22 protein-coding genes are annotated in these 24913 nt (G+C 65.6%); 17 read left to right on the top strand and 5 right to left on the bottom strand.

Going from position 1 to position 24913, the window contains the following annotated elements; translation table 11 throughout:
- Window positions 1-42 precede the first annotated feature (42 nt).
- Complete coding sequence (locus J2T07_RS11125; protein WP_306849959.1) at window positions 43-1602, top strand: oligopeptide:H+ symporter; 1560 nt, start codon at window positions 43-45, stop codon at window positions 1600-1602.
- Window positions 1599-1721, top strand: a complete 123-nt coding sequence (locus J2T07_RS11130) for a hypothetical protein (protein WP_306849960.1) — start codon at window positions 1599-1601, stop codon at window positions 1719-1721. The genes J2T07_RS11125 and J2T07_RS11130 overlap by 4 nt, the downstream gene beginning before the upstream one ends.
- Window positions 1722-1829: 108 nt before the next feature.
- Here the strand turns inward: J2T07_RS11130 and J2T07_RS11135 are convergent, their stop codons facing one another.
- The 3 genes from J2T07_RS11135 to J2T07_RS11145 are packed head-to-tail and all read right to left on the bottom strand — an operon-like array spanning window position 1830 to window position 4439.
- Entirely contained in the window at window positions 1830-2675 is an 846-nt protein-coding gene (locus J2T07_RS11135) for a metallophosphoesterase family protein (protein WP_306849961.1), read from the bottom strand.
- Window positions 2672-3619, bottom strand: coding sequence for a diacylglycerol/lipid kinase family protein (locus J2T07_RS11140; RefSeq protein WP_306849962.1), 948 nt, complete (start codon window positions 3617-3619; stop codon window positions 2672-2674). Before J2T07_RS11140 ends, J2T07_RS11135 begins: the two co-directional genes overlap by 4 nt.
- Window positions 3620-3659: 40 nt before the next feature.
- Window positions 3660-4439, bottom strand: a complete 780-nt coding sequence (locus tag J2T07_RS11145; RefSeq protein ID WP_306849963.1) for a phosphatase PAP2 family protein — start codon at window positions 4437-4439, stop codon at window positions 3660-3662.
- Between the two features lie 78 nt (window positions 4440-4517).
- On the opposite strand from J2T07_RS11145, the gene J2T07_RS11150 reads away from it, so the two are divergent.
- From J2T07_RS11150 to prpC, 4 genes are all read left to right on the top strand, one after another.
- Window positions 4518-6113 carry an alpha/beta hydrolase gene (locus tag J2T07_RS11150; RefSeq protein ID WP_306849965.1) on the top strand — a complete coding sequence of 532 codons (1596 nt, stop codon included), beginning with the start codon at window positions 4518-4520 and terminating at the stop codon, window positions 6111-6113.
- A gap of 199 nt (window positions 6114-6312) precedes the next feature.
- On the top strand, window positions 6313-8217 hold the full coding sequence (gene prpE, locus J2T07_RS11155; RefSeq protein ID WP_306849967.1) for a propionate--CoA ligase: 1905 nt from the start codon (window positions 6313-6315) through the stop codon (window positions 8215-8217).
- Window positions 8218-8429: 212 nt separating this feature from the next.
- On the top strand, window positions 8430-9317 hold the full coding sequence (prpB, locus tag J2T07_RS11160; RefSeq protein WP_306849969.1) for a methylisocitrate lyase: 888 nt from the start codon (window positions 8430-8432) through the stop codon (window positions 9315-9317).
- Window positions 9318-9328: 11 nt separating this feature from the next.
- The gene (prpC, locus tag J2T07_RS11165) at window positions 9329-10477 is read left to right on the top strand and encodes a bifunctional 2-methylcitrate synthase/citrate synthase (RefSeq protein WP_306849971.1); all 1149 of its coding nucleotides are present in this window, start codon (window positions 9329-9331) and stop codon (window positions 10475-10477) included.
- Between the two features lie 113 nt (window positions 10478-10590).
- On the opposite strand, the gene J2T07_RS11170 is transcribed toward prpC, so the two are convergent.
- Complete coding sequence (locus tag J2T07_RS11170; RefSeq protein ID WP_306849973.1) at window positions 10591-12609, bottom strand: NADPH-dependent 2,4-dienoyl-CoA reductase; 2019 nt, start codon at window positions 12607-12609, stop codon at window positions 10591-10593.
- A 299-nt stretch (window positions 12610-12908) separates the two neighbouring features.
- Between J2T07_RS11170 and J2T07_RS11175 the strand changes: the two genes are divergently transcribed.
- The 6 genes from J2T07_RS11175 to J2T07_RS11200 all read left to right on the top strand — a co-directional run bounded on the left by J2T07_RS11175 (window position 12909) and on the right by J2T07_RS11200 (window position 17921).
- The gene (locus J2T07_RS11175) at window positions 12909-13835 is read left to right on the top strand and encodes a hypothetical protein (RefSeq protein WP_306849975.1); all 927 of its coding nucleotides are present in this window, start codon (window positions 12909-12911) and stop codon (window positions 13833-13835) included.
- A 90-nt stretch (window positions 13836-13925) separates the two neighbouring features.
- The gene (locus tag J2T07_RS11180; protein ID WP_306849977.1) at window positions 13926-14291 is read left to right on the top strand and encodes a hypothetical protein; all 366 of its coding nucleotides are present in this window, start codon (window positions 13926-13928) and stop codon (window positions 14289-14291) included.
- A complete protein-coding gene (locus tag J2T07_RS11185; protein ID WP_306849979.1) occupies window positions 14288-14971 on the top strand; it encodes a C39 family peptidase in 684 nt (227 codons plus the stop codon). The genes J2T07_RS11180 and J2T07_RS11185 overlap by 4 nt, the downstream gene beginning before the upstream one ends.
- The gene (locus J2T07_RS11190; RefSeq protein ID WP_306849981.1) at window positions 14968-15537 is read left to right on the top strand and encodes a hypothetical protein; all 570 of its coding nucleotides are present in this window, start codon (window positions 14968-14970) and stop codon (window positions 15535-15537) included. Before J2T07_RS11185 ends, J2T07_RS11190 begins: the two co-directional genes overlap by 4 nt.
- 3 nt (window positions 15538-15540) lie before the next feature.
- Entirely contained in the window at window positions 15541-16932 is a 1392-nt protein-coding gene (locus J2T07_RS11195) for an acetate kinase (RefSeq protein ID WP_306849983.1), read from the top strand.
- 134 nt (window positions 16933-17066) lie between these two features.
- Window positions 17067-17921, top strand: a complete 855-nt coding sequence (locus J2T07_RS11200) for a hypothetical protein (protein ID WP_306849984.1) — start codon at window positions 17067-17069, stop codon at window positions 17919-17921.
- Between the two features lie 203 nt (window positions 17922-18124).
- On the opposite strand, the gene J2T07_RS11205 is transcribed toward J2T07_RS11200, so the two are convergent.
- Entirely contained in the window at window positions 18125-18805 is a 681-nt protein-coding gene (locus tag J2T07_RS11205) for a TerC family protein (RefSeq protein ID WP_306849986.1), read from the bottom strand.
- A gap of 292 nt (window positions 18806-19097) precedes the next feature.
- Here J2T07_RS11205 and J2T07_RS11210 point away from each other — a divergent pair, with 292 nt between their 5' ends.
- The 5 genes from J2T07_RS11210 to gloA all read left to right on the top strand — a co-directional run bounded on the left by J2T07_RS11210 (window position 19098) and on the right by gloA (window position 24911).
- Window positions 19098-20549: a bifunctional 2-methylcitrate dehydratase/aconitate hydratase gene (locus J2T07_RS11210; RefSeq protein ID WP_306849988.1), complete on the top strand. Its 1452-nt coding sequence runs from the start codon at window positions 19098-19100 to the stop codon at window positions 20547-20549.
- A gap of 196 nt (window positions 20550-20745) precedes the next feature.
- A complete protein-coding gene (locus tag J2T07_RS11215; protein ID WP_306849990.1) occupies window positions 20746-21843 on the top strand; it encodes an OmpA family protein in 1098 nt (365 codons plus the stop codon).
- A gap of 422 nt (window positions 21844-22265) precedes the next feature.
- Complete coding sequence (locus J2T07_RS11220) at window positions 22266-22718, top strand: DUF3574 domain-containing protein (RefSeq protein WP_306849992.1); 453 nt, start codon at window positions 22266-22268, stop codon at window positions 22716-22718.
- Window positions 22718-24307, top strand: coding sequence for a hypothetical protein (locus tag J2T07_RS11225; protein ID WP_306849994.1), 1590 nt, complete (start codon window positions 22718-22720; stop codon window positions 24305-24307). Before J2T07_RS11220 ends, J2T07_RS11225 begins: the two co-directional genes overlap by 1 nt.
- 73 nt (window positions 24308-24380) lie before the next feature.
- Window positions 24381-24911: a lactoylglutathione lyase gene (gene gloA, locus J2T07_RS11230; RefSeq protein ID WP_306849996.1), complete on the top strand. Its 531-nt coding sequence runs from the start codon at window positions 24381-24383 to the stop codon at window positions 24909-24911.
- Window positions 24912-24913 lie beyond the last annotated feature (2 nt).

The following is a 24913-nucleotide window of genomic DNA, read 5'->3' on the forward strand; positions in this document are numbered from 1 at the left end:
CGTTTAGGATGCCACCGTTTTACACCGCTTCCGGGCCAGGCCATGACCGCTATCGACATCGACGCCGCCCAGCGCGCGCGCCTGCCCCGGCAGATTCCGTACATCGTCGGCAACGAAGGCTGCGAGCGTTTCAGCTTCTACGGGATGCGCAACATCCTCACCCCGTTCCTCGTTACCTCGCTGCTGATGTACCTGCCGGAGGCGGAGCGACCGGGTGCGGCGAAGGACGTGTTCCATACCTTCGTGATCGGCGTGTACTTCTTTCCGCTGCTCGGCGGCTGGCTGGCCGATCGCTGGTTCGGCAAGTACCGCACCGTGTTGTGGCTCAGCCTCGTGTACTGCGTGGGCCACCTGTGCCTGGCGTTGTTCGAGCACAGTGTCGCCGGCTTCTATACGGGTCTGGCCCTGATCGCCCTGGGGGCGGGGGGAATCAAGCCTTGCGTGGCGGCCTTCGTCGGCGACCAGTTCGACGAGAGCAACCGGCACCTGGCCAAGGTGGTGTTCGACGCCTTCTACTGGATGATCAACGTCGGCTCCTTCCTGGCCTCGTTGCTGATGCCCTTTTTCCTGCACCGGTACGGAGCCGCGGTGGCGTTCGGCATTCCCGGTGCCTTGATGTTCGTCGCGACGCTGGTGTTCTGGCACGGCCGCCGGCACTACGTGATGCTGCCGCCGACCGGCAACGATCCCCATGGCTTCACCAAGGTCGTTCTTACCGCCTTGCTGGCGCGTGCGTCGGGGCAGGGAAGGCCGGGGTTGACGGTGGCGGTCGTCGCCACCTGTCTCGCACTCGCGTCGCTGGCGCTCGCACCGACACTGGGCATCGTCGCCGCCCTGTGCCTCGCCTTTGTCTGCCTGCTCGGTGGCGTCGGCATCGGCACGCGCATGCAACTGGAGCGCGCGCGAGGCGCGCATCCGGACGAAGCGGTCGACGGTGTCGGCGCGGTGTTGCGCGTGCTCCTGGTGTTCGCGCTGGTCACGCCGTTCTGGTCGTTGTTCGACCAGAAGGCCTCCACCTGGGTGCTCCAGGCGAACGCGATGACCATGCCGGAATGGTTGCATCCCGCGCAGATGCAGGCGATCAATCCCGCCCTGGTCTTGCTGCTGATTCCGTTCAACAACCTCGTCCTGTTCCCCTTGTTGCGGCGCGCTGGCATCGAACCGACCGCCTTGCGTCGCATGACGACCGGCATCGCGCTTTCGGCCGTCGCATGGGTGATCGTCGGCGCGATCCAGCTCGCGATAGACGGTGGCGATCCGGTCTTCGTCGCCTGGCAGATACTCCCCTATGTGTTCCTCACGATGGGCGAGGTGCTCGTGTCCGCGACTGGGCTGGAATTCGCGTATAGCCAGGCGCCGCCGTCGATGAAGGGCACACTGATGAGTTTCTGGACGCTCAGCGTCACGGTGGGCAACCTCTGGGTACTGCTGGCCAACGCGGGTGTGCGCAACGAGATGGTGCTCGCCGGCATCGCGGGCACCGGCATCGGCACCACCGCGTTCCAGATGTTCTTCTTCGCCGCGTTCGCCGCCGTGGCCGCGTTGGCGTTCGGCCTGTATGCGCGGCGCTACCGAGAGATGGATTACTATCGCTCCGCATGACATCGCCTGCACGGGGGAGCGCGGACGATCTGCGCATGCCGCCGTCGCAGGCGGGGTTCATCAGCGGTGAGAACTTCACCGTCGACGGGGGCGTCTCCCGCAAGATGCAGTATGTGTAGGAGCATCGCCGACAAGTCGGCTCCCACCGGGTAGAGGGAACCGGATGCGGTAGAGGGAACCGGATGCATTGGCGATTGGGTGGTGAATCCCCGTCGATCGGTCGAAGGTCAGGTGGGAGCCGACCCTGTCGGTGATGGCTGCTGGCCAAATCGCCCCAGCCGAATCTGCGTCGTCACCCCAGCGACGAAGCGCCGCTCACCTTCGCCATAATCCCACTGCTCCACCACGCAGGCACCGCGATCCCGCGGCGCCTCGTGGCGTATCACATGGAACGAGTTACCGATCCCTTCACGGATGCGCCGGGACACCGCCGTACCCGCCTGCACCGCCCACAGTGGATTGGCCAGGCGGTGCTTCTCGGTATCGAGCGGACGCACGTACGGCAGGTGGATATGGCCCCCCAGGACGAGGTCGGCACCTGCGGCGGCCCAGGCGGCGATCGCGCGTTCGTGGTTGACGAGCAGGTTGGCGATGTCCTTTTCACGGATCACGTGCACGGGCTGGTGCGTAACCACGATGCGGAGCTGCTCCTCGCGGGCGCGAGCGAGACGGCGGCATACACGCTCGATCTGTTCGTCGGACACCGCCCCGTCCTTGTGTCGTGAGGGGCGCACCGTATTCACACCGATGGCAAGGACGTGACCGTTGTCGAATTCCGGCTCCAGGTCGTCGCCGAAAGCGCGGCGATAGGCCCCGAACGGGTCGAGCACGCGCGCGAAGAGATTGAACAAGGGAACGTCATGGTTGCCAGGAATCACCAGCGTCGGTCGTTCATAGCCGTCGACGAAACGTCTCGCCGCCGTGAACTGCCTGTGCCTCGCGCGCTGGGTCACGTCGCCCGACAGGATCACCAGGTCCGGTCGCAACCCGACGATCGCGTCCTGGAGTGCCGCCACCACATCGGGCCGTTCCGTGCCGAAATGCGGGTCGGATATCTGGACGATCAAACTCATCCGGGGTCCTCGCCGGGCTTGCGCACGCCGTCGGTAAGCAGGGACAAGGGGCGCGGCGCGGCGCGAAAGACCAGTGGCGGCATGAGCCGGACGATTTCCCCGTCGAGGGCCACCTTGATCGCGTGACGATGGTGCTTCGGCGTGACGCTGATTTCACGGAAGCTGAAGCTCACCGCGTTCTCCGCCTCCCCGAGCTTGCCCAGCGCGCCGTGGAGGATCAGGCCGAGCATGGTCAGCCTGCCGATCGGTTTCAGCACGAGGCCGGCAAGCGTGCCGTCGTTGCGCAGCACGTCCGCCGCTTCGGGCAGACCTATCTTCTCGAGTTGCAGCGCATTGTTACCCACGAACAAGGTGGGCGTGCGCAGGTGGCGCGTGCGTTCGCCATCGCTTACCTCGATGCGCAAGGGGCGGTAGCCGCGCATCATCGTCGCCAGGCCCGACCACAACGCCACGATGCGGTGCCTGCCCAGGCGTCGCTTCCAGGTTTCGCGGTCCTCCAGCACCTGGGGGTAGAGGCCGAGGCTGGCATTCACCAGGAATATGCGGTCGTTGACCATGCCGATCTGGGCGTCGGCCGGCGTGGCGCGCAGCAGGGCTTCGGTGGCCGCCCGGGTGTCCGTGGGAATGCCGTGCGTACGGCCGACGAAGTTGAACGTGCCCTGGGGCAGGATGCCCATGGGGAGCGACTCGGCCCATGCCGTTCCCGCCACGCAATTTATCGTCCCATCGCCGCCCGCGGCCACGATGGCACCACCATCCCGCTTCGCGTGCGCGGCGGCTTCACGCACGACGTCCTTGATGTCGCGTGTTCCGTCGATAAGGAAGAAGCGGTGCGGGCGTCCGGCGGCGTGCAGGATAGAGGCAATCCCGGTGCGCGCGGCCTCGGCGTCCTGCTTGCCCGATCCGGCGTTCATGACGATGGCGAAGGAAGGAGGCTGGGTCATGGACCAACACAACCATTCGCGCCGTCACGAACGCATGAAATCACGCCAGGCTCGTGCGCCCCGCGCGAAGGCGGAAGTACTCCGCGCTCCCGGCGCATAGCGTCACCCAGGCCAATCCCGTCGCGTAACCCGCCATCACGTCGCTGAAGTAATGCACCTGCAAGAGGATTCGGCTGATACCGACGAGGGTGATCATGCTCACCGCGGCCACGACGATCGTCCGGTGCCAGCGTGGCGGGAAGAGCACGAGCGCCACATACGCGAGCATGCCGTAGAACACCATCGATCCCGAAGCGTGGCCACTCGGGAAGCTGTAGCTGTGTTCGACGATGAAACCGTGGTCGTGCAGCGGCCGTTCGCGCTGGAACCAGGCCTTCAGCGCGCTGTTGATCAGTGCCGTGCCGACCAGCGTGGTGATCCAGACGGCCGCCAGTCGAAAATGGCGGCGCCACGACAGCGCGAGGAAGACCGCCAGCGTCGCCATGCCGATGACCATGGGGTCTCCCGCATGGGTGACCAGGGCCACCGTGCGTAGCACGGGGAGCGGCATGTTGTTGCGCAGATCGGTGGCGAGGTCGGCATCGAATACGGTCAGACCAGCCGCGTCGCGGACCTCGACCGCGATCGTGGTGGCGATCACCAGCATGGCCACCACCACGGCGACCACGGTGGTGGGTCGCAGGAAAGCACGAGCGGCCGCATCGAGTCCCTCGCGACGTCGCACCGCACGCCGCCACGCCACGTCCGCGCCGCCCAGGGCAAGAACCAGCAGGGCGGCCCAAAGCGACAGGGCGTGCTGACTGATCCACTCGGTATCCATTCCGTTCGCTCCTCGTCTCGTGTCAGGATCGGCGATGTTGCCACGCCGCGCGTCCGCGGCTCGAGAAGGGGTTGTCCGATGAAAGCTCTATCCGCCCGCGCCGTCCTCGTCCTGGCGCTTGCCACGGCTGGCTTTGCCGCCCATGCCGACGATGCGCCATTGGCGCACCGCATTGTCCGCGTCACGCTCGATGGAGCAAGCGACAAGGGCACTTCGGGACGTCTGATCCTGTTCGCCGCGCCTGCCTCGGCAGCCAAGGATGGCAAGCTCGAGGCCGTCGATACCAATCCGTTCCAACCCAAGGCCGTGTCCGTGGCAGCCCGCGACGTGACATGGATCGCGCCGGGCCAGTCGGTCGACCTGGATACCGACGGCGAAGCGTTCCCCGCTGGGTTTTCGACGCTGCCGCCGGGGGACTATTTCTTCCAGGCCGTGCTCGACGTGGATAACGACTACAACTACGGTGGCCGCCATGCCGGCGACCTCATCAGCGAGGTCACGCCGGTGAAGCTCATGCCGGGAGGCAGCCTGCCGGTCCTGAAATTGAGCAAGACCGTGCCGCCACGCGATCCCTGGGTCCTGCCGCCGATGGCACCGCAGGCGGTTCGCGATGCCCTGCCGGAAGCGCGCAAGCATGCCTACGCGGAGATACTGCAAAGCCCGCTGCTGACGGCCTTCGCGGGCCACTCCGTGTCGGTCCGCGCCTGGGTGGTCACTCCGCCCGGCTACGATCCCAAGGGTACGAAGCGTTATCCCACCGTTTTCCTCACCCATGGCTTCACGGGCGGCTTCGACCGTTACGCTGGGACGATCGCCTACCTGTGGTTGGCGATGTCCAAGAAGGAAATGCCGCCGATGATCTGGGTACTGCTCGACGAATCGGGCCCCACCGGCACGCATGAGTTCGCCGACTCGGTGAATAACGGACCGTGGGGCCAGGCGCTCACCACCGAATACATTCCATGGCTCGAAGGTCGTTACCGCATGGACGGCAAGCCCAGCGGCCGCTTCCTCACGGGGCACTCATCGGGCGGCTGGGCGACGTTGTGGTTGCAAACGCGCTACCCCAAGGAGTTCGGCGGCACATGGTCGACCTCGCCCGACGCCAGCGACTTCCGCGATTTCACTGGCGTCGACATCTATGCCGTGAATGGCAATGCCTACAAGAAGCCGGACGGGACACCCATTCCGCTGGTGCGCGACAAGGGCCAGGTGATCGCCACCCTCGAGACCTTCGTCAAGCTGGAAGACGTGCTGGGTGCCTACGGCGGCCAGTTCGCCTCGTTCGAATGGGTATTCTCGCCACGTGGCAAGGACGGCCGGCCCCAACAGCTGTTCAACCGCGTCACCGGTGCGGTGGACCCCGGCGTCGCCGCCTATTGGCGCGACCACTACGACATCGCCCAGCGTCTGCGTACCCAATGGCCGGAGCTCAAGCCGGACCTCGACGGCAAGATCCACGTGATCGTCGGAACGGCCGATACGTTCTACCTCGACGGGGCTGCGAAATTGCTCAAAGAGACCCTTGACGGCCTGCACGCGAAGAGCGATATCCGCTTCCTTCCCGGCAAGACCCATTTCGACCTCTACACCGAGGGCGACGACCGGCAGGCGTTGTTGAAAAAGATCTCCTGGGAGATGTATGGCGTGGCCCGGCCGGGGGAGGGGAAGTAGGCGGCGCCTCGCGGGCTTGAATCGCCGACAGGGTCGGCTCCCACCAGCAGGGTCGGCCCCCCGGGCTTCGATCGCCATGGCGGCTGGCGAAGCCGGTGGGAGCCGACCCTGTCGGCGATGCTCTTCGACCAAGGTCCAGAGGCACCTTCGTAACCACTGTCCTACCCTCAAGGACGACCCACTTCCCGGAGGCGCATCCATGGGCTACGAGGCATCCTGGCGACGCTCGGTCGACGAACCGGAGGCGTTCTGGGGCGAGCAGGCGCGGTTGATCGATTGGCAAACGCCGCCGCGGCGCATCCTCGACCAGTCCAACCCGCCGTTCCGCCGCTGGTTCGTCGGTGGAACCACCAACCTGTGCCATAACGCGGTCGATCGTCACCTCGATGCGCGCGGCGACCAACTCGCCATCGTCGCGGTTTCCACCGAAACCGGCATCACCCGTGAGATCAGCTATCGCGAACTGCACCGTGAAGTGAATGCCTTCGCGGCCATCCTCGTCGACCTTGGCGTGGGTAAGGGCGACCGCGTCGTGATCTACATGCCCAACATCGCCGAAGCGGTGTTCGCGATGCTCGCCTGTGCGCGGATCGGCGCGATCCATTCCGTGGTGTTCGGCGGGTTCGCCGCGCACAACCTCGCGCTGCGCATCGACGATGCGGAGCCGAAGCTGCTGGTCTGCGCCGATGCGGGCATGCGCGGCGGCAAGATCATTCCGTACAAACCCCTGGTGGATGCGGCGCTGCGCGAGACGAAGGCGCCGCCGGCGCATGTGCTCGTCGTCCGGCGCGGGCTCGATCCCGACATGGCATGGGTGGTGGAACGCGACCTCGACCACGCGCCGTTGCGTGAGAAGCACCTCGATGCGAACGTTCCCGTCGAGTGGCTGGAATCGAACGAACCCAGCTACCTGCTCTACACCTCGGGCACCACGGGCAGGCCGAAGGGCGTGCAGCGCGACGTGGGCGGCTACGCGGTGGCGCTCGCGGTCTCGATGACGGCGATCTTCGACCTTCAGCCGGGCCAGACCATCCTGTGTACATCGGATGTCGGATGGGCCGTGGGGCACTCGTACAACGTATACGGTCCGCTCATCGGTGGCTGCACGGCCATCCTGTACGAAGGGCTTCCCACCGGCCCCGATCCCGGTATCTGGTGGCGCCTTTGCGAGAAGTACAAGGCACGCACCATGTTTTCCTCGCCCACCGGCATCCGCGTGCTGAAGAAACAGGATGCGGCGTGGTTGCGGAAGTACGACCTCTCGTCGCTGAAATGGATCTTCCTCGCGGGTGAACCGCTCGACCAGCCGACCTACGACTGGCTCACCACCGGTACCGGGAAGACTGTCGTGGACAATTACTGGCAGACCGAAACGGGCTGGCCTGCCTTGTCCTTGATGCCGGGACTGGATCTCAAGCCCGTGAAGCCGGGTTCGCCCGGCTTTCCGACGTTCGGATATCGCATGCGCGTGATCGACGAGGCCACCGGCGAGGAGAAACCGGCAGGCGAAAAAGGCGTGCTGGTGATCGAACCACCCTTGCCACCGGGCTGCCTCACGACGATATGGCGCGACGACGAGCGCTATCGGCGCAGCTACTTCGGCCACTTCAAGGAACTGCTGTACAGCTCGCTGGACTGGGCGGTGCGCGATGCCGATGGTTATTTCTTCATCCTGGGCCGTACCGACGACGTGATCAACGTGGCCGGGCATCGCCTGGGCACGCGCGAGATCGAGGAATCGGTGGCGACGCTCGGCGCGGTGGCCGAGGTGGCGGTGGTAGGTATCGCCGACGAGCTGAAAGGGCAGGTACCGGCCGTTTTCGCCACGCTGAGGCAGGGCGTCAAGGACGATCCCCGCGACGTGGCGCAGGCCATGGAACGGCGCGTGGTGGAGTTGTTGGGTGGCGTGGCGCGCCCTGCCTGCGTCTACGTGGTGGGTTCGCTGCCAAAGACCCGCTCGGGCAAGCTGCTGCGCCGTGCCCTGCAAGCGTTGATGCAGGACACCGACCCCGGTGACCTGTCCACCCTGGACGATCCGGGCGCCCTGGAGGAAATCCGCCTGGCCATTGCCCGCGGCCCGCACTGCGGGCAAAGGCGGGCTTGAGAGGGTCGTGTCCCGCCCCCGCCGTGGGAGCCGCTTCAGCGGCGATCCCGCGGCAGCCGGCAGGCCGAGGCAGGCCCCATCGCCGCTGAAGCGGCTCCCACAGTGACGCGGCTCCGTGAAGTGGTGCCGCATGAAGTGGCATTCTCCCGCGACGCAGCAAGGCCTCGCCGCGGCGGTGCGCTAAAATGGCTCTCTTTGCTTCGGAGAGTTCCATGGCACAGCAACCCTCGGCCGGCGCCCGTTTCCGCGCCGCGCTCGCGGCCGAACAGCCGCTGCAGGTGATCGGTGCGATCAACGCCAATCATGCGCTGCTGGCCAAGCGTGCCGGGTTCCGTGCCATCTACCTGTCCGGCGGCGGTGTCGCGGCGGGTTCTTTGGGCTTGCCTGACCTGGGCATCAACACGCTCGACGACGTGCTCACCGATGTCCGCCGCATCACCGACGTTTGCGACCTGCCGCTGATGGTCGACATCGATACCGGCTTCGGTCCCAGCGCGTTCAACATCGCCCGCACGGTGAAAAGCCTGGTCAAGTTCGGTGCCGCCGCTTGCCATATCGAAGACCAGGTCGGCGCCAAGCGTTGCGGTCACCGGCCGGGCAAGGAAATCGTCACCACCGAGGAAATGGCCGATCGCGTCAAGGCCGCGGCCGACGCCAGGACCGATCCGGATTTCTTCCTGATCGCCCGCACCGACGCCATCGCCGTGCTCGGCGTGGATGCCGCCATCGAGCGTGCCATCGCCTGCGTCGAGGCCGGTGCCGACGCGATCTTCGCCGAGGCCGCCTACGACCTGCCGACGTACAAGCGTTTCGTCGAGGCGGTGAAGGTGCCGATCCTCGCCAACATCACCGAGTTCGGTCAGACGCCGCTGTTCAGCACCCAGGAGCTGGGCAGTGTCGGCGTGGGCATCGTGCTCTATCCGCTATCCGCGTTCCGTGCCATGAACAAGGCCGCCGAGAACGTCTACAACGCCATTCGCCGCGACGGTCACCAGCGCAACGTCATCGACACGATGCAGACGCGCGAAGAACTCTACGACCGCATCGGCTACCACGCTTACGAACGTCACCTCGACGAACTGTTCTCCAAGAAGGGTTAAGGAGTTACGCAATGAGCGACACCACCACCCAGCCCAAGGCGAAGAAATCGGTCGCCCTCTCCGGCGTGCCGGCCGGCAACACCGCGCTGTGCACGGTCGGCCGCAGTGGCAACGATCTGCATTACCGCGGCTACGACATCCACGATCTCGCGGCGAAGGGCTCGTTCGAGGAAGTGGCTTACCTGCTGGTGCACGGCGTGCTGCCGAACTGGATGGAGTTGAACGCCTACCGTGCCAAGCTCAAGCGGCTGCGGGGCTTGCCGGCACCGGTCAAGAGCGCGCTCGAACTCCTGCCTGCGTCGACACACCCGATGGACGTCATGCGCACCGGCGCCTCGGTGCTCGGCACGGTGTTGCCGGAGAAGGATGACCATAATATCACGGGCGCTCGCGACATCGCCGATCGCCTGATGGCGAGCTTCGGTTCCATGCTGCTGTACTGGTACCACTTCAGCCATAACGGCAAGCGTATCGAGACCGAGACCGAGGATGAATCGATCGCGGCGCACTTCCTGCACCTGCTGCACGGGCGCAAGCCGAGCGACCTGCACTCGCATGCGCTCGACCGCTCGCTGGTGCTCTACGCCGAGCATGAATTCAACGCCAGCACATTCGCCGCGCGCGTCATCGCCGGCACCGGCTCGGACATCTACTCGGCGATCACCGGCGCGATCGGTGCGCTGCGCGGTCCGAAACATGGCGGCGCCAATGAAGTGGCGATGGAGATCATCGCGCGTTATCGCGACGCGGCCGAGGCGGAAGCGGATATCCGCGCTCGCGTCGAACGCAAGGAAATCATCATCGGCTTCGGGCACCCGGTGTATACCGTGTCCGATCCGCGCAACGAGATCATCAAGGAGGTGGCGCGCAAGCTCTGCACCGATGGCGGCAATCCGCGCCTGTTCGAGGTGTCGGAGAAGATCGAGAAGCTGATGTGGGAACTGAAGAAGATGTTCCCGAACCTCGATTGGTACTCGGCATCGGCGTACCACATGATGGGTGTGCCGACGGCGATGTTCACGCCGCTGTTCGTCATCGCGCGCACCTCCGGGTGGAGCGCGCATGTGATCGAGCAACGACAGGACGGCAAGATCATCCGCCCAAGCGCGAACTACACGGGTCCGGAAGACCTGGCGTATACGCCGATCGAGAAGCGGTAGGCCCCAAGGCCTGGTGGGAGCCGACCCTGTCGGCGATGGGTGCTTGCCTCTGGCTGGCCCGCTGCCGCGGGATCGCCGACAGGGGCGGCTCCCGCCTAGGTCGCTGTCGGCGGTTAAAGCGCCGCCGACAGGCGGGTGGCCTTGTCGATCGCACGTTTCGCGTCCAGTTCGGCGGCGACATCCGCGCCGCCGACCAGGCGGACGTCCAGGCCGCGCGCGATCAATGCGTCGTGCAACTCCCGGTTCGGTTCCTGGCCCGCGCAGACGATGACGTTGTCCACGTCCAGCACCTGTGGCCGCCCGTCGATCACCACGTGCAACCCTTGGTCGTCGATGCGTTCGTAGGTCACGCCACCGATCATCTGCACCCGTTTGTTCTTCAGGGTCGCACGGTGCACCCAACCCGACGTCTTGTTGAGCCTGCCGCCCGGACGGCCGGCGCTTCGCTGTAGCAACCAGATCTGTCGCTCCGGCTTTTCCGGCTGTGCGGGCATCAGGCCGCCCGGCGTCGCCATGCTCATGTCGACGCCCCATTCCTTCGTCCACCGGCCGATATCCGTGGTGGGGGAGGGCGCCGCTTCGCTGAGGAACTCCGCCACGTCGAAACCGATGCCGCCAGCGCCGATGATCGCCACCTTCTTGCCGACGGGCGCATCGGCCTGCAAGACATCGAGGTAGCTCAAGACTTTTTCATGGGTGGCTCCGGGAAGATCCAGCGCGCGCGGCAGCACGCCCGTGGCGAGGATGACGGTATCGAAACCGCCATCGGCGAGGGCATCCACGGTCGCCGGCGTGCCCAGCCGGCGCTGCACGCCGGTGGCATCGAGACGATGATTGAAGTAGCGCAGCGTTTCGCTGAATTCCTCCTTGCCGGGAATGCGCCTGGCCATGTTGAACTGTCCGCCGATTTCCGTGGCGCGATCGAAAAGGGTCACCGTATGGCCACGTTCGGCGAGCGTGGTCGCGGCGGCGAGGCCGGCGGGCCCCGCGCCGACGACAGCCACGCGCTTCCTCGTCGTGGTGGGCAGGATCTTCAGCTCGGTTTCGTGGCATGCACGTGGATTCACCAGGCACGACGCGCGGCGATTCTCGAATACGTGATCGAGGCATGCCTGGTTGCAGGCGATGCAGGTGTTGATCGCTTCGGGACGCGCCGCACTGGCTTTGTTCACCCATTCCGGATCGGCCAGCAGCGGCCGCGCCATCGAGACCATGTCGGCGTCGCCCTGCGCCAGGATGCGTTCGGCGACATCCGGCATGTTGATCCGGTTGGTGGTCACCAGGGGAATGCCCACTTCACCCTTCATGCGCCGCGTCACCCAGGTGAACGCGCCGCGCGGGACGCTGGTCACGATGGTGGGAACGCGCGCCTCGTGCCAGCCGATACCCGTGTTGATGATGGTCGCGCCCGCTGCTTCGATGGCCTTGCCGAGCGTGACGATATCGGTCCAGGACTGCGATTCGTCCACCAGGTCGAGCATGGACAGCCGGTAGACGATGATGAAATCCCTGCCCAGCGCCTCACGCATGCGGCGCACGATCTCGATCGGAAAACGCATGCGGTTCTCAGCCGAGCCACCCCAGCGGTCCGTGCGTTTGTTGGTGCGCGGAGTGAGGAACTGGTTGATCAGGTAACCTTCCGAACCCATGACCTCGACGCCGTCGTACCCGGCATCGCGCGCCAGCTTCGCGCTGCGTACGAAGGCATCGATGCTGCGCTCCACGCCTCGTGCGGAAAGCGCGCGCGGCGTGAAGGGGGTGATCGGGGACTTGATCCTCGACGGCGCCACGGAAAGCGGTTGATAGGCGTAGCGCCCCGCATGCAGGATCTGCATGCAGATCTTCCCGCCCTCGGCATGCACCGCGCGGGTGACCTTGCGATGCCGGCTGACGTGCCAGGGCATCGACATCGTCCCCGACATCGGCTTCAGCCAGCCCTCGATGTTTGGCGCGATGCCACCGGTGACGATGAGGCCCACGCCGCCACGCGCGCGTTCGGCGAAGAACGCGGCGAGCTTGTCGTAATCCGCGGCCTTGTCTTCCAGCCCCGTATGCATCGAGCCCATGAGGACGCGATTGCGCAAGGTGGTGAAACCCAGGTCGAGCGGGGCGAGCAGGTGCGGATAGGCCATGGGAGGCTCCGGTTCAAACGATCGTTCGAATGATCGTCGTAACCGGCGTCGGCGGCAAGGGCGGGCGCAGCAGCGAGGACCAAGCCGCCCCAGCGGCGTTACGGCGTGTATCGCCGCCTTTACACGAAAGGCCCTTCGTTCAGCGCCTGGAAAGCGCTAAATCCGCATGGCAGCAGGTTCTTGCGAGCCTGACTGCCGAAGGCACGCAACTTGCTCCGTTCTTTCACCCGGTGCGTTGGCAGGACGTCCGGTCATCCCGAAAAAACAGGGGTTCCGCGTCGCTCACAGGAGACTCTCCCATGCGTAAGACTCTTATTGCCACGGCGATCTGCCTCGCCATCGGATTTGCCATGCCGGCCATGGCCGACGACACCCAGACCGGATCCTCGGGTGCCAGCGCGCAGCGCAGATCGATTGCCGTGCAGTACTCCGATAGCTCCACCTATACGGACAGCTCGACCCACAGCCGGACCGACACCACGTCCGGATCGTTCAACACCACCAACGCCATCTCGTACACCGTGCTCAACGGAAGCGTCAGCAACGTAGGCGTGAGCGGCATCGGCAACATCGCCCGTAACCTGGGTGACGCCAACGGCGGACGCGGCGGCAGCGGCGGCGACGGCTACGGTGCGGTCGGTTACGGCGGCACGGGCGGATCCGGCGGTGACGGCGGCAACGCGCGTGCACGCGGTGCGGTCGGTGGCGACGGTTCCGCTTCGAGCGGCGACGCGGGTGCGTTGACCGCCTCCGCGGGCGGCGACGGTTCCGGCGATGGCGGCAACGCCAACGGCGACGGTGGCAGGGCGAATGCGCGCGGTGCGGGTGCCGACACGGCGACCGGCGGATCCACGGCCAGCACCGGTGGCGCAAGCGCCAGCACGGGCGGCGCGGGAACCTCCGGCGACGCGACCGCAACGGCCGCGGGTGGAACCGGCACGGGCGGCGCAGGCGGCACGGCGATGGCGGCCGGTGGCGAAGGCGGTGCGGGCGGCGCGGGCGCGTCGGGTACGGGTGGTGCTGGCTCGGGTGCCGATGGCGGCGCCGGCGGCGCGGGTGGCACGGCCTATGCCGATGCGGGTGCGTTCGACATGTCCAACAGCATGGGCAGCGCGGGCGCGGCAGCCGCCGGCATCTCCAACTTCGCGCAGAACAGTGGCGCGGCGTCGTTGATCCAGCAGGGCGTGAATGTCCAGGCCAACCTGAGCGTGGGTTCGGCTCCGTAACGGCTGGACCGGTAGCAAAGGGAACCACGGGGCGCTCCGGCGCTCCGTGGTCATCCGAAGGGAAGCACCAGGACCTTCAGGAGAACACCCATGCGGCAGCAATACGAACATCGGGCGCGCCGGGCACTGGCCCTGATTGCCCTGGCTTGCGTCGGCGGAACGGCGTACGCCACGCCTCCCGCTAGTGAACCGCCACCGGCCGCGTTCGGCCAGGCCACTTCCCTCGAACAGCTGCAGGCCATGACCGGAGGCAGCGGGACCACGAACAACATCAATCAGCAGACGCTCAACGGCACGATGAGCGACACCGAGGCGAAGAACACGATCAGCGGAGGCAATGTCGTCTCGGGCAGCGCTTTCGACAATTCGGCGGGCTTGCCGACGGTGATCCAGAACTCCGGTAACAACGTGCTGATCCAGAACTCCACCATCGTCAACGTGCGGATGAATCCATGAAGGCCGCCTGTGCCCTCGCTCTCTTTCTCGTCGTCGCGGCGCCTGCCGTGCCGGCGATGAAGGCGGAGGTACAGACCAGCCCCGGTACTTCGTATCCGGTGCGGATGACGAGCCTGAAGGAGGCGCGCTTCCGCAACACGATCCGGCAGAAATACGACTTCAGTTGCGGCTCCGCCGCCGTCGCCACGCTGTTGACTTACCAGTATGGCTACCCGGTCGACGAGCAGTCCGCGTTCGATGTGATGTTCACCCATGGCGATCGCGCGAAGATCGGCAAGGAAGGGTTCTCGTTGCTGGACATCAAACGATTCCTCGCCTCTCGTGGCTTCGAGGCCGATGGCTTCGAGGTGCCGCTGGAGAAGCTCGACAATGAGGGCGTCCCCGCGATCGTATTGATCAACGAACGCGGCTATCACCACTTCGTCGTGGTGAAGGGTTACAAGAACGGCCGCGTACTGGTGGGCGATCCAGCCCGGGGCACACGCGCCATGTCCAGGCGGCGATTCGACGCGATGTGGAACAACCGCGTCGTTTTCGTCATCCACAACCAGCGTGACCGCGCCATCTTCAACAGTCCACGCGACTGGGCGGTCGCTCCCGCGGCACCCATCGGAGACGGCATCCAACGCAATGGGCTAGAGCCACTGGTGATGCCCAAGCGCGGTCCGGGGGACATATGAAAACACGAATACTGATCATCGCGATCACCCTCGGCGGTGCCTGCGCCACTGGCGAAGCCGCCGATTTTCCCGCGAACCGGAGCGTGTCCGACGTGCGCCTGGACCGTATCCGTGGCGGGTTCGATCTCGGTGACAACTTGCGTGCGTCGTTCGCGCTACAGCGAACCGTGCTGATCAACGGCATGGAAACGATGCGCACGACCATCACCGTTCCCGACATCGCGAACATCACCCGGGAACAGGCGGCTGCCCTGCAGGATGCGTTGCGAACCACCGTCGTCACCAACGGGGCCGGGGGCATGGCGGGCACGGTGCCGGCATCCTCGGTGCAGGGCACGAGCGCTTCCACGCCGGCGTCCGACGGTGCGACGACGACCCTGGCGACCGTCTCGGCCGCGCTGCCGAATTCAGCGCTGCCAGGCCTCATCGTGCAGAACTCGCTCGACAACCAGGCCATCACGGCCACCACCACCATCGACGCGTCGGTCAACAGTGCGCGGATGCTCGAAAACGTCCGCATGGCGGAGTCGGTCCAAGACGCGGTGATCCAGTTCCGGGGGAATTGACGCATGTATCGCAATGGCAGGGTGATGCAGGCTAAGACGTGCGCGGGTGCCCTGGCATTCGCGGTGCTTCCGATGTGGATCGGCGCCTGTCTCGCGCAGGAGGCCACCATCGATCCGGTCTTGCGCGAGAAGATAGACGCGCAAGGCAGGCGCATCGATGCGATGCGTAGCCGCATGGCGGAACAGCTCGCCGAACTCGAGCAGATGAAGCGCGAGCTGGCCGTGCAGGAAATGAACTACAACGACCTGCGCAAGGCGGTCGGCCTCAACGCGCTGGAAGAGGCGCGCGGCGGTTCCGCCGCGCTTGCCGACCCGCGCGCGCAGGCCACGCCGGGGCAGGAGGTCCCGGGCGCGCCACCGCCCGGCGCGCCTCCGGCGGGAAGTTCCGGGCAGGTGGTCGCCACGCAGCCCGTGGGACGCCGGCCGGAAACGGATGAACGTCCGCCCGAGGTCGCCCCGATCTTCGACCAGCCCGGCGTGCTCACGCCCAAGGGCAAGCTGATCGTCGAACCTTCCTATCAGTACGGTTATTCGTCGAGTGACCGCGTGGCCCTGGTCGGCTACACGGTGATTCCCGCGATCCTGATCGGCCTGGTCGACGTGCGCCAGGTGAAGACCACCACGCAGACAGGCGCGGTGGCGTTCCGCTACGGCCTCACCAATCGCATGGAGGTCGAAGTACGCATTCCATACGTCGACATACACACAGACACGATCAGCCGCGAGATCTTCACCGGTACGGCACAGGATCGCCTCTTCACCACGAGCGGCAAGGGCCTCGGCGACATCGAGGCCACGTTGCGTTACCAGATCAACGACGGTGGTGCGGACAAGCCGTATTACGTCGGCTGGTTCCGCGCCAAGTCGCGAACGGGCCGCGATCCCTTCGAAGTCACCAGCGACTGCGTGACGCGCTGCGTGGAGAACTTCACCGGCACGGGGCTGCCATTGCGCAACCCGACGGGGTCGGGCTTCTACTCGGCACAGCTGGGCGTTACCTGGCTGTACCCATCCGATCCGGTGGTGTTCTTCGGCAACCTCAGTTACCTGCATAATTTCGAGCGGAAGAACGTCAGCCGTAACGTACTTCTTGCCGGCAAGCAGTTCCTCGGCGACGTGAAGGCAGGCGACATCGCCGACATCAGCATCGGCATGGGCTTGTCCTTGAACGAGAAGGCGTCGATCAGCATCGGCTACGACCAGGCGTTCGTCGGCCGCACCACGCAGAACGACCATGCTTTGCCCGGCTCCGCGCGGGTGACCCTCGGCTCGCTGCTGGTCGGTGGCTCCTACCGCTTCAACGACAAGGAAACGTTGAACGTGACGCTCGGCGTGGGCGTGACCGGCGATACACCGGATACGACGATCACGGTGCGCGTCCCCATTACGTTGTAGGTTCACATCCGTTTCACCCACTCCACCTGAACGCGTTTCGAACACGCGCGGGTTCCCGTGCACGCGATGCACACATCATGGATCGTTAAGATTTCGCGGGGGTTAGAACACACAAACTTTGCAGGGAGTTCTACATGCACGCACGTCCACATCGTTACGCCAAGGCCACCGCGGGCCTCGCCATCGCTTCGCTAGCCGTCCTGGGAGCCGCAGCGCATGCGCAGGACAGCAACAAGAAATCCCAGTCGCCGGCGCTGGACAACGTCAGCGTGTGGGTGGGCGGCTACTACACCAGCAACGACACGACGATCGGTGCGAACACGGGCATCTTCAACACCAGCGGTGACGTGAACCTCGAGGACGACCTCGACTTCAAGAAGCACAAGACCGTGCCTCGTGTCCGCCTGGACTTCCTGATCGGCGAGCACCAGGGTTTCGCCTTCGACTACTACGAGGTCGACCGCTCGCACTCCAAGACGCTGTCCGAGCAGATCAACTTCCTCGGTAATCCCATCGCCGCGAGCGCGCGCGTGAAGGGCGATCTCAAGTTCACCTTCGGCAGCGCAGCGTACAAATGGTGGTTCGGTACGGGCGACGATGTATTCGGCGTGGGCCTGGGCGCGGCGTACTACAAGGTCAAGGCGAGCATCTATGGCACGGCCACGGTGGCCGGCCAGACCTTCCAGGACGGATCGGCCACCGACACCAATGCATGGGCGCCCAACTTGCAGCTTGGCTGGCGGCATGCGTTCAACGACCAGTGGCGCATGTATTTCAACGCGTCCGGGGTGAAGAAGAACGGCGGCTCGCTCAATGGCCACATATGGGATGCGGCGCTCGGCGTGGAGTGGTTCCCGTGGCAGAACGTCGGCTTTGGCGCGGAGTACGCGTACACGAAGATCAAGCTGCACCAGGACAAGCGCAATTACGACCTCGATCTCGACATGAAGCTCAACGGGCCTGCCGCGTACGTCCGTTTCCGCTTCTGACCGTCCGGATGGCGAACCGGCTCCGTGCCGGCCGCCTCGCCGGGGGGAATCCCAAGGCCGCCGCGAGGCGGCCTGTCTTCTGGTGGGAGCCGACCTGTCGGCGATCCCGCGGCAGCGGGCCGGAGGGAGGCAAGCACCCATCGCCGACAGCGTCGGCTCCCACCAGGGCGCTTCTTGCCCCGTGGCGATTTTTCAGTACTTGCTCAGGCGAGCGCCCTGCGCTGGGCGCGGCGCGCCCAAAGCCAACCGCCGCCGCAGATACCGGCTACCAGGATCACGTCGAGCAGCCACGGGGCCCAGGCGCGGGCGTCGAACCACGGTGCCACCAGGTGGTCGTGGGCGATCATGCGGGCGGCTGTCCAGGCGATGGCGCCCGCGCCGATGTAGACGACGATCGGAAAGCGCTCGATCAGCTTCAGGATCAGCGTGGAGCCCCAGACCACCAGCGGCACGCTGATGGCCAGGCCGAGCACCACCAGGCCCATGTGGCCCTTGGCGGCGCCGGCGATCGCCAGCACGTTGTCCAGGCCCATCAGGGCATCGGCGACGACGATGGTGCGTATGGCCGCCCAGAAGCTGGAAGCGGCGGTGATGTTCGGATCGTGCTCCTCGTGCTTGAGCAGTTTCCAGGCGATGGGCAACAGCAGTATGCCGCCCGCCAGCATCAGGCCCGGGAGCTTCAGCAGCCAGATCACCGCGAAGGTAAGGACGATGCGCAAGGCGATGGCGCCGAACGTGCCCCAGAACACGGCTTTCTTTTGCAGGTGGCGGGGAAGGTTGCGAGCGGCCAGCGCGATCACGATCGCGTTGTCGCCGGCCAATACCAGGTCGAGCAGGATGATGGCGGCGAGGCCGGAAAAGAATTCAGGAGTAAGGAAATCCATGCGGTGAGACCCTTCGCGCGCTGTGTGGACCAATGCGGCAGCGACGGGTACGCGCGCCCGTCGTCACCGCAAAAGTCTCGTTCCCGGCGCGAAGCCGCCGCGATGACCGGGGCGCGTGGGGCGCCCGTACTGACGATCGTCGCGCACGGGAGCCATGATGCTCCCGCGGAACTACTCCCCTTTGGGTTGTAATAGGCCGCATTGTGGCTGTTGGGATGCAGCGCGGCAAGACATGCATGGGGGCTCACCGGTTAAAATCGCCGGCTACCCCAACCTTTCGCGAGTGAAGTCCATGAGCGCACACGATATCCGTTCCGCCACGCGTCCCGATCCGGACCAGCCGCTGGTGGACATCGCCAACTACGTGGCCGACTACAAGGTCGACTCGCAGGAGGCCTACGACACCGCGCGCTACATGCTTCTGGACTCGCTGGCCTGTTCGGCGCTGGCGATGAAGTTCCCGGACTGCGTCAAGCACCTGGGGCCGGTCGTTCCGGGCGCCGTCCTGCCCGGCGGCACGCGTGTGCCGTTCACCTCGCACGAACTGGACCCGGTCCAGGCGGCCTTCGCCATCGGTACCCAGATCCGCTACCTGGATTTCAACGACACCTGGCTGGCGGCGGAATGGGGCCATCCGTCGGACAACCTCGGCGCGATCCTGGCCGTCGCCGACTACCTTTCGCGCAAGGCGGTGAAGGAGGGTGGCAAGCCGCTCACCGTGCGCGACGTGCTCGGCTATGCGATCAAGGCCCATGAAATCCAGGGTTGCTATGCGCTCAAGAACAGCTTCAACCGCGTCGGCCAGGACCACGTGATCCTGGTCCGCCTTGCCTCCACGGCAGTCGCCACGGCGATGCTGGGTGGCGACAAGGAGCAGATCACCACGGCCGTCTCGCACAGCTGGATCGACAACGGCGCCTTGCGCACCTACCGCCACGCGCCCAACACCGGCCCGCGCAAGAGCTGGGCCGCCGGCGACGCCTGCCGCCGCGCCGTCACCCATGCCATCAACGCCGTCTACCGGAACGTGGTGGGCTATCCCTCGGCGCTCACGGCGAAGACCTGGGGCTTCTACGATGTGGCCTTCAAGGGTAATGCCTTCGAGTTCGAGCGCCCCTTCGGCAGCTACGTGATGGAGAACGTGCTGTTCAAGATCAGCTTTCCAGCCGAGTTCCATGCGCAGACCGCCGTGGAATGCGCCATGGCCCTGCACACCCAGGTGGCCGGCCGTCTCGACGAGGTCGAGAAGGTGGTCATCGAGACCCAGGAGGCTGGCTGCCGGATCATCGACAAGACCGGGCCGCTGGCCAACTACGCCGACCGCGACCATTGCATCCAGTACATGGTGGCCGTACCGCTCATTTTCGGCCGTCTCACCGCCGACGATTACAACGATTCCGTAGCCGCCGATCCGCGTATCGATGCCCTGCGCGACAAAATGACCGTGGTGGAAAATCCGCAATTCACCAGGGATTACTTCGACCCCGAAAAGCGTTACATCGGCAATTCGGTCCAGGTGTTCTTCAAGGATGGCTCGCATACCGAAAAAGTCTCCATCGATTTCCCGATCGGGCACCGCAAGCGGCGGGCCGAGGGCATCCCCGTTCTGCTGAAGAAGTTCGAGGCAGCCCTGCGGGCCGAGCTTCCCGCGGAGCGCGTCGAGAAGGTCCTGGCGGTCACCCATTCGGCCGAAACACTCGACTCCATGCCCATTCACGAGTTCATGACACTCTTCACGGCTTGATAATGGCCGTGACTCAAGTATGAACGGCGGTTTTTGGCAGGTGCTCAATTGTTTGATTTTTGCTAAACTGCCGCCGCCCGTTGAAGGGGTATCAAAGCGAGGGACGGCCGAAGTCCCCGGATTCGACAAGAGTTCTACGCGCGATTTCCGTCTGGGGTGGAGCGCGGACGCGAATACCAATAATGAGGAGACACCGATGAAACGTAAGGGCTTGTTTTTGCTGATCGGCTTGGCCCTGGGCGGCGTGGGTGCCGTTCACGCGCAGGAATCCGCCGACACGGCGGGTAACGGCTATGACGGCCGCTGGTACATCGCCCCGACGGTTGGCGGTTACTACAACGACACCGATCGCAACACCAACAGCCGCCAGGTTTACTACGGCCTGGGCTTCGGCAAGTTCATCTCGAACAACGCGTCGATCGACATCTTCGCCGATCGCACCAAACGCGATAACGATGGCGTTGGCCATTGGTCGAACAACAGCTACGGCGTTGCCGCCCGCTTCTACGCTGGTGCGTGGGACAGCTGGCGTCCGTACCTGCTGGCCGGCGTGATGGGCTCGTACCACCACAACCCGTCGGACAACGGCTGGTCCCCGGCCGCCGAACTTGGTGTCGGCGTGTCCAAGACCATCACCGACAGCTCCGACTTCCGCGTGGAAGCCGGCTATCGCTACGACTGGGACGACAAGACCACCGACAGCGAGAACGGCTACGGTGACTGGTTCCTCGGCTTCTCGATCGTCTCGCGCTTCGGCGAGCCGCCGGCTGCCCCGGCTCCCGCCGCTGCTCCGGCTCCGGCCGCTCCGGATTGCTCGACCCTCGACAGCGATGGCGACGGTGTGAACGATTGCGACGACAAGTGCCCGGCCACTCCGGCTGGCACGATCGTCGGTCCGGATGGTTGCCCGCAGAAGGTCGTCATCGACCTGCGCGGCGTCAACTTCAAGTTCGATCGTCCGAAGAAGGGCGAGACGAACATCGGGCCGACCCTGCAGGAGCCGACCAGCGAATCGCTGGGCGTCCTCGACCAGGCTGTCGACACCCTGCAGCGTTACCCGCAGGTCAAGGTCACGGTTGCCGGTTACACGGATAGCGTCGGTAAGGATGCGTACAACCAGGGCCTGTCCGAGCGTCGCGCGAAGATCGTGTTCGACTACCTGACCTCGCACGGCATCGGTGCGGATCGTCTGGAAGGCCCGATCGGCCACGGCGAGAACAACCCGATCGACACGAACGACACGGCCGAAGGCCGCGCTCGCAACCGTCGCACGGAACTGCAGGTTCAGCAGTAATCCTTGCAAGATCGGTAGTAGCTGTAAAAAAAGGAGCCCGGCGAAAGCCGGGCTCTTTTTTTGTGCGCCTGGTGGGAGCCGACCCTGTCGGCGATGGGTGCTTGCCACAACCTGGCCCGTTGCCGCGGGATCGCCGACAAGGTCGGCTCCCACAACGGGGTTTTCGATTCGCCCTCCGTGGCTCAGCGAAAACGGCCGGCCGTCCAGGCCGGCCCCCTGACGGGCCTTGTCGCCCGGCGCTCCTCGGTTCCACACGTCGCGCCGAGGGTGGCACCCGGCAGCTCCCCCGCCACGCACACGACGAACGCGAGGGCGAAGCCGAGCCCGCGCCGCCCCATTTGTTGCGTTGCGGTGTACGCTGTGCCGACAGCTGGACGCCTGGCCGTATGGACGTCCGTTCGATGTCATTCCTAGGGGTTCACATGAAGTTGCTTGCCGGTTTGTTCCTGGCCGCCTCGTTGCTCGCATCGGCGGGTTGCGCCACGTCCATGGGGCCGAATGCGGGCGGCGCCACGCTCAGTGGCGATGCGGCACATCCGGGAAGCGCGCAGGGATGGGTGCGTACCGAGCTATATTTCGGCCTCGGGCCGGCAGGCGGCCACGACGGCGTGGACGAAGCAGCCTGGCGCGCCTTTCTCGACAACGAGGTGACGCCGCGCTTTCCGAGTGGATTGACCGTCATCGACGCCTACGGACAGTGGCAGGGTGCGAACCAGTCGCGGCCGGAACGCCTGCGGTCGAAGCTCGTCGTCCTCCTCTACGCCGATGCCCCCGCGCAACGCGCCGCCGTGGATGCGATCCGCGCCGCCTGGAAAGCGAAGACCGGCGACCAATCGGTGCTGCGCGTGACCCAGCCCGCGGACGTGTCGTTCTGATGGCCGCGCCCATGGCTTCGCGGCGCCGCTTCGGCGCTGGCGACCTCAACGGTGTCCTCGGCCTGGTCGTCGACAACCTCTCCTTGTTGGCATTCATGGCCACGGCGCTTATCGGCATCTTCGGCATGCCGGCGGACCTCGTCTTCCGCCGGATGTTTCCGGGCACGGCGCTGGGCGTGCTGCTCGGCAACCTGGCCTACACGTGGATGGCGCATCGTCTGGCCGCGCGCACGGGCCGGCAGGATGTCACCGCCATGCCGCTAGGTATCGACGCGCCCACCACGATCGGCATGGCCCTGCTCGTGCTGGGCCCGGCGTTCGTCGGCTATCGGCAGGCGGGCATGGATGCCATGGCGGCGGGTGAGGCCACCTGGCGCCTGGGCATGGCCTCGCTGGTCGTGATGGGCGTGCTCAAGTTCGTGCTCTCGTTCTTCGGTGCCTGGGTCCAGCGCACGGTGCCAAGGGCCGGCTTGCTCGGATCGATCGCCGGTATCGCCCTGGTGCTGATGGGCTTCCTGCCGTTGGTGGAGATCCTGCGCGTGCCGGTGGTGGGTTTCGCCGGCCTGGGCATCGTGCTCTATGCCCTGGTCGCGAAACGGCGGTTGCCGTTCGGCATGCCCGGTGTGCTGGGCGCATTCCTGGTTGGCGTGATCCTTTACTACGGGCTTGGCCCGGCAGGGTTGCTCGGAACCGGCTACCACGCGCCGGCCGGGTGGCAATGGCGCCTGGGCTTCCCGTGGCCGAGCCTGGGCTTCGTGCAGGGCCTGCCGGCGACGCTTCCGTACCTGCCGTTGATCCTGCCGTTCGGTCTCTTGATGGTGGTCGGTGGCATCAATGTCACCGAAAGCGCCCGCGCGGCGGGGGAAGACTATCCGACGCGCGACATCCTGCTGGTCGAGGCGTTGGCCACGCTGGTGGCGGGTATCTGCGGCGGCGTGGCGCAAACCACGCCCTACATCGGCCAGCCGGCGTACAAGGCGATGGGCGCACGCACGGGATACACCCTGGTCACAGGCTTGGTCATCGGGTTGGGCGGGGTATTCGGATACCTCTCCAATCTCGTCGAGTTGCTGCCGGTGGCCGTGCTGGCGCCGATCCTCGTCTTCGTCTCCATCGGCATCACCACGCAGGCTTTCGAAGCGACGCCGTTGCGTTATGCCGGCGCCGTGGTCTTCAGCTTCTTTCCGGCGATCGCACGGATGGTCGCGATCAAGCTCGGCGATCCTTCGATCGTCGATCCGGCGCATTTCGCTGCCTTGTATGCCGACGGCACCCACGGGGTGTCGGCCATGGCGGTGATCGTGATCCTCGGCAATGGCTTCATCATCACCTCGATGATCTGGGCCAGCTTCGTGGTGGCGATGATCGACGGCCATGTGCGCAAGGCGGCGGGCATCGTGGCGCTGGGTGGCCTGTTTACCGCATGCGGATTGATCCATTCGGTGCAGCCGATCGGGTCGGTCTACCTGCCCTGGGCGCTGGATGTGGCCTCGCAATCCCTCGTATGGCAGTTCGTCGCGGCCTACGCGGCGCTCGCGGCGGTGCTGCTTTTGCTCTCGCTGGACCGCTGGAACGTGCGGCGCGCCTGACACCGTCCGCCCCGCCGCTTGAATTGCGGCGCCGGCGCAGCCACCCTTGGGTCTTGTCCCAAGGAATCGCCCCATGCCGCTCTCCGACCTCACGTCGCTCCCCGGCGTCACCGCCACACCCGATGCGGCGACCCGTGGCTATGTCTTCAACCATACGATGATCCGTGTGCGCGACCTCGACGTGTCGCTGGATTTCTACACGCGCGTGCTGGGGTTCACGCCCGTGTACAAGAGCGTGTTCGCGGAGGCGGCCTTCACCATCGTCTATCTCGTGCTGGTCGGCGACCAGGGGGTGATCCCCGATGACGACGATGCGCGAAAGGAGTGGGTGCTGCGGCAGCCGGGCGTGCTCGAGCTGACGCACAACCATGGCACGGAAAACGACCCGTCCTTCGCGTACCACAATGGAAACAGCGAGCCGCGCGGATTCGGCCACCTCTGTGTGAGCGTGCCCGACGTCGAAGCCGCGTGCGCGCGCTTCGAGGCGCTCGGCGTCACCTTCCAGAAGCGGCTGAGCGACGGGCGCATGCGCCATATCGCCTTCATCCGCGATCCCGACCAGTACTGGATCGAGATTCTCCAACCCACGCCGTTCGCCGCCTGACG

The sequence above is a fragment of the Luteibacter jiangsuensis genome, assembly GCF_030812295.1.
Classification (GTDB): Bacteria; Pseudomonadota; Gammaproteobacteria; order Xanthomonadales; family Rhodanobacteraceae; genus Luteibacter; species Luteibacter jiangsuensis_A.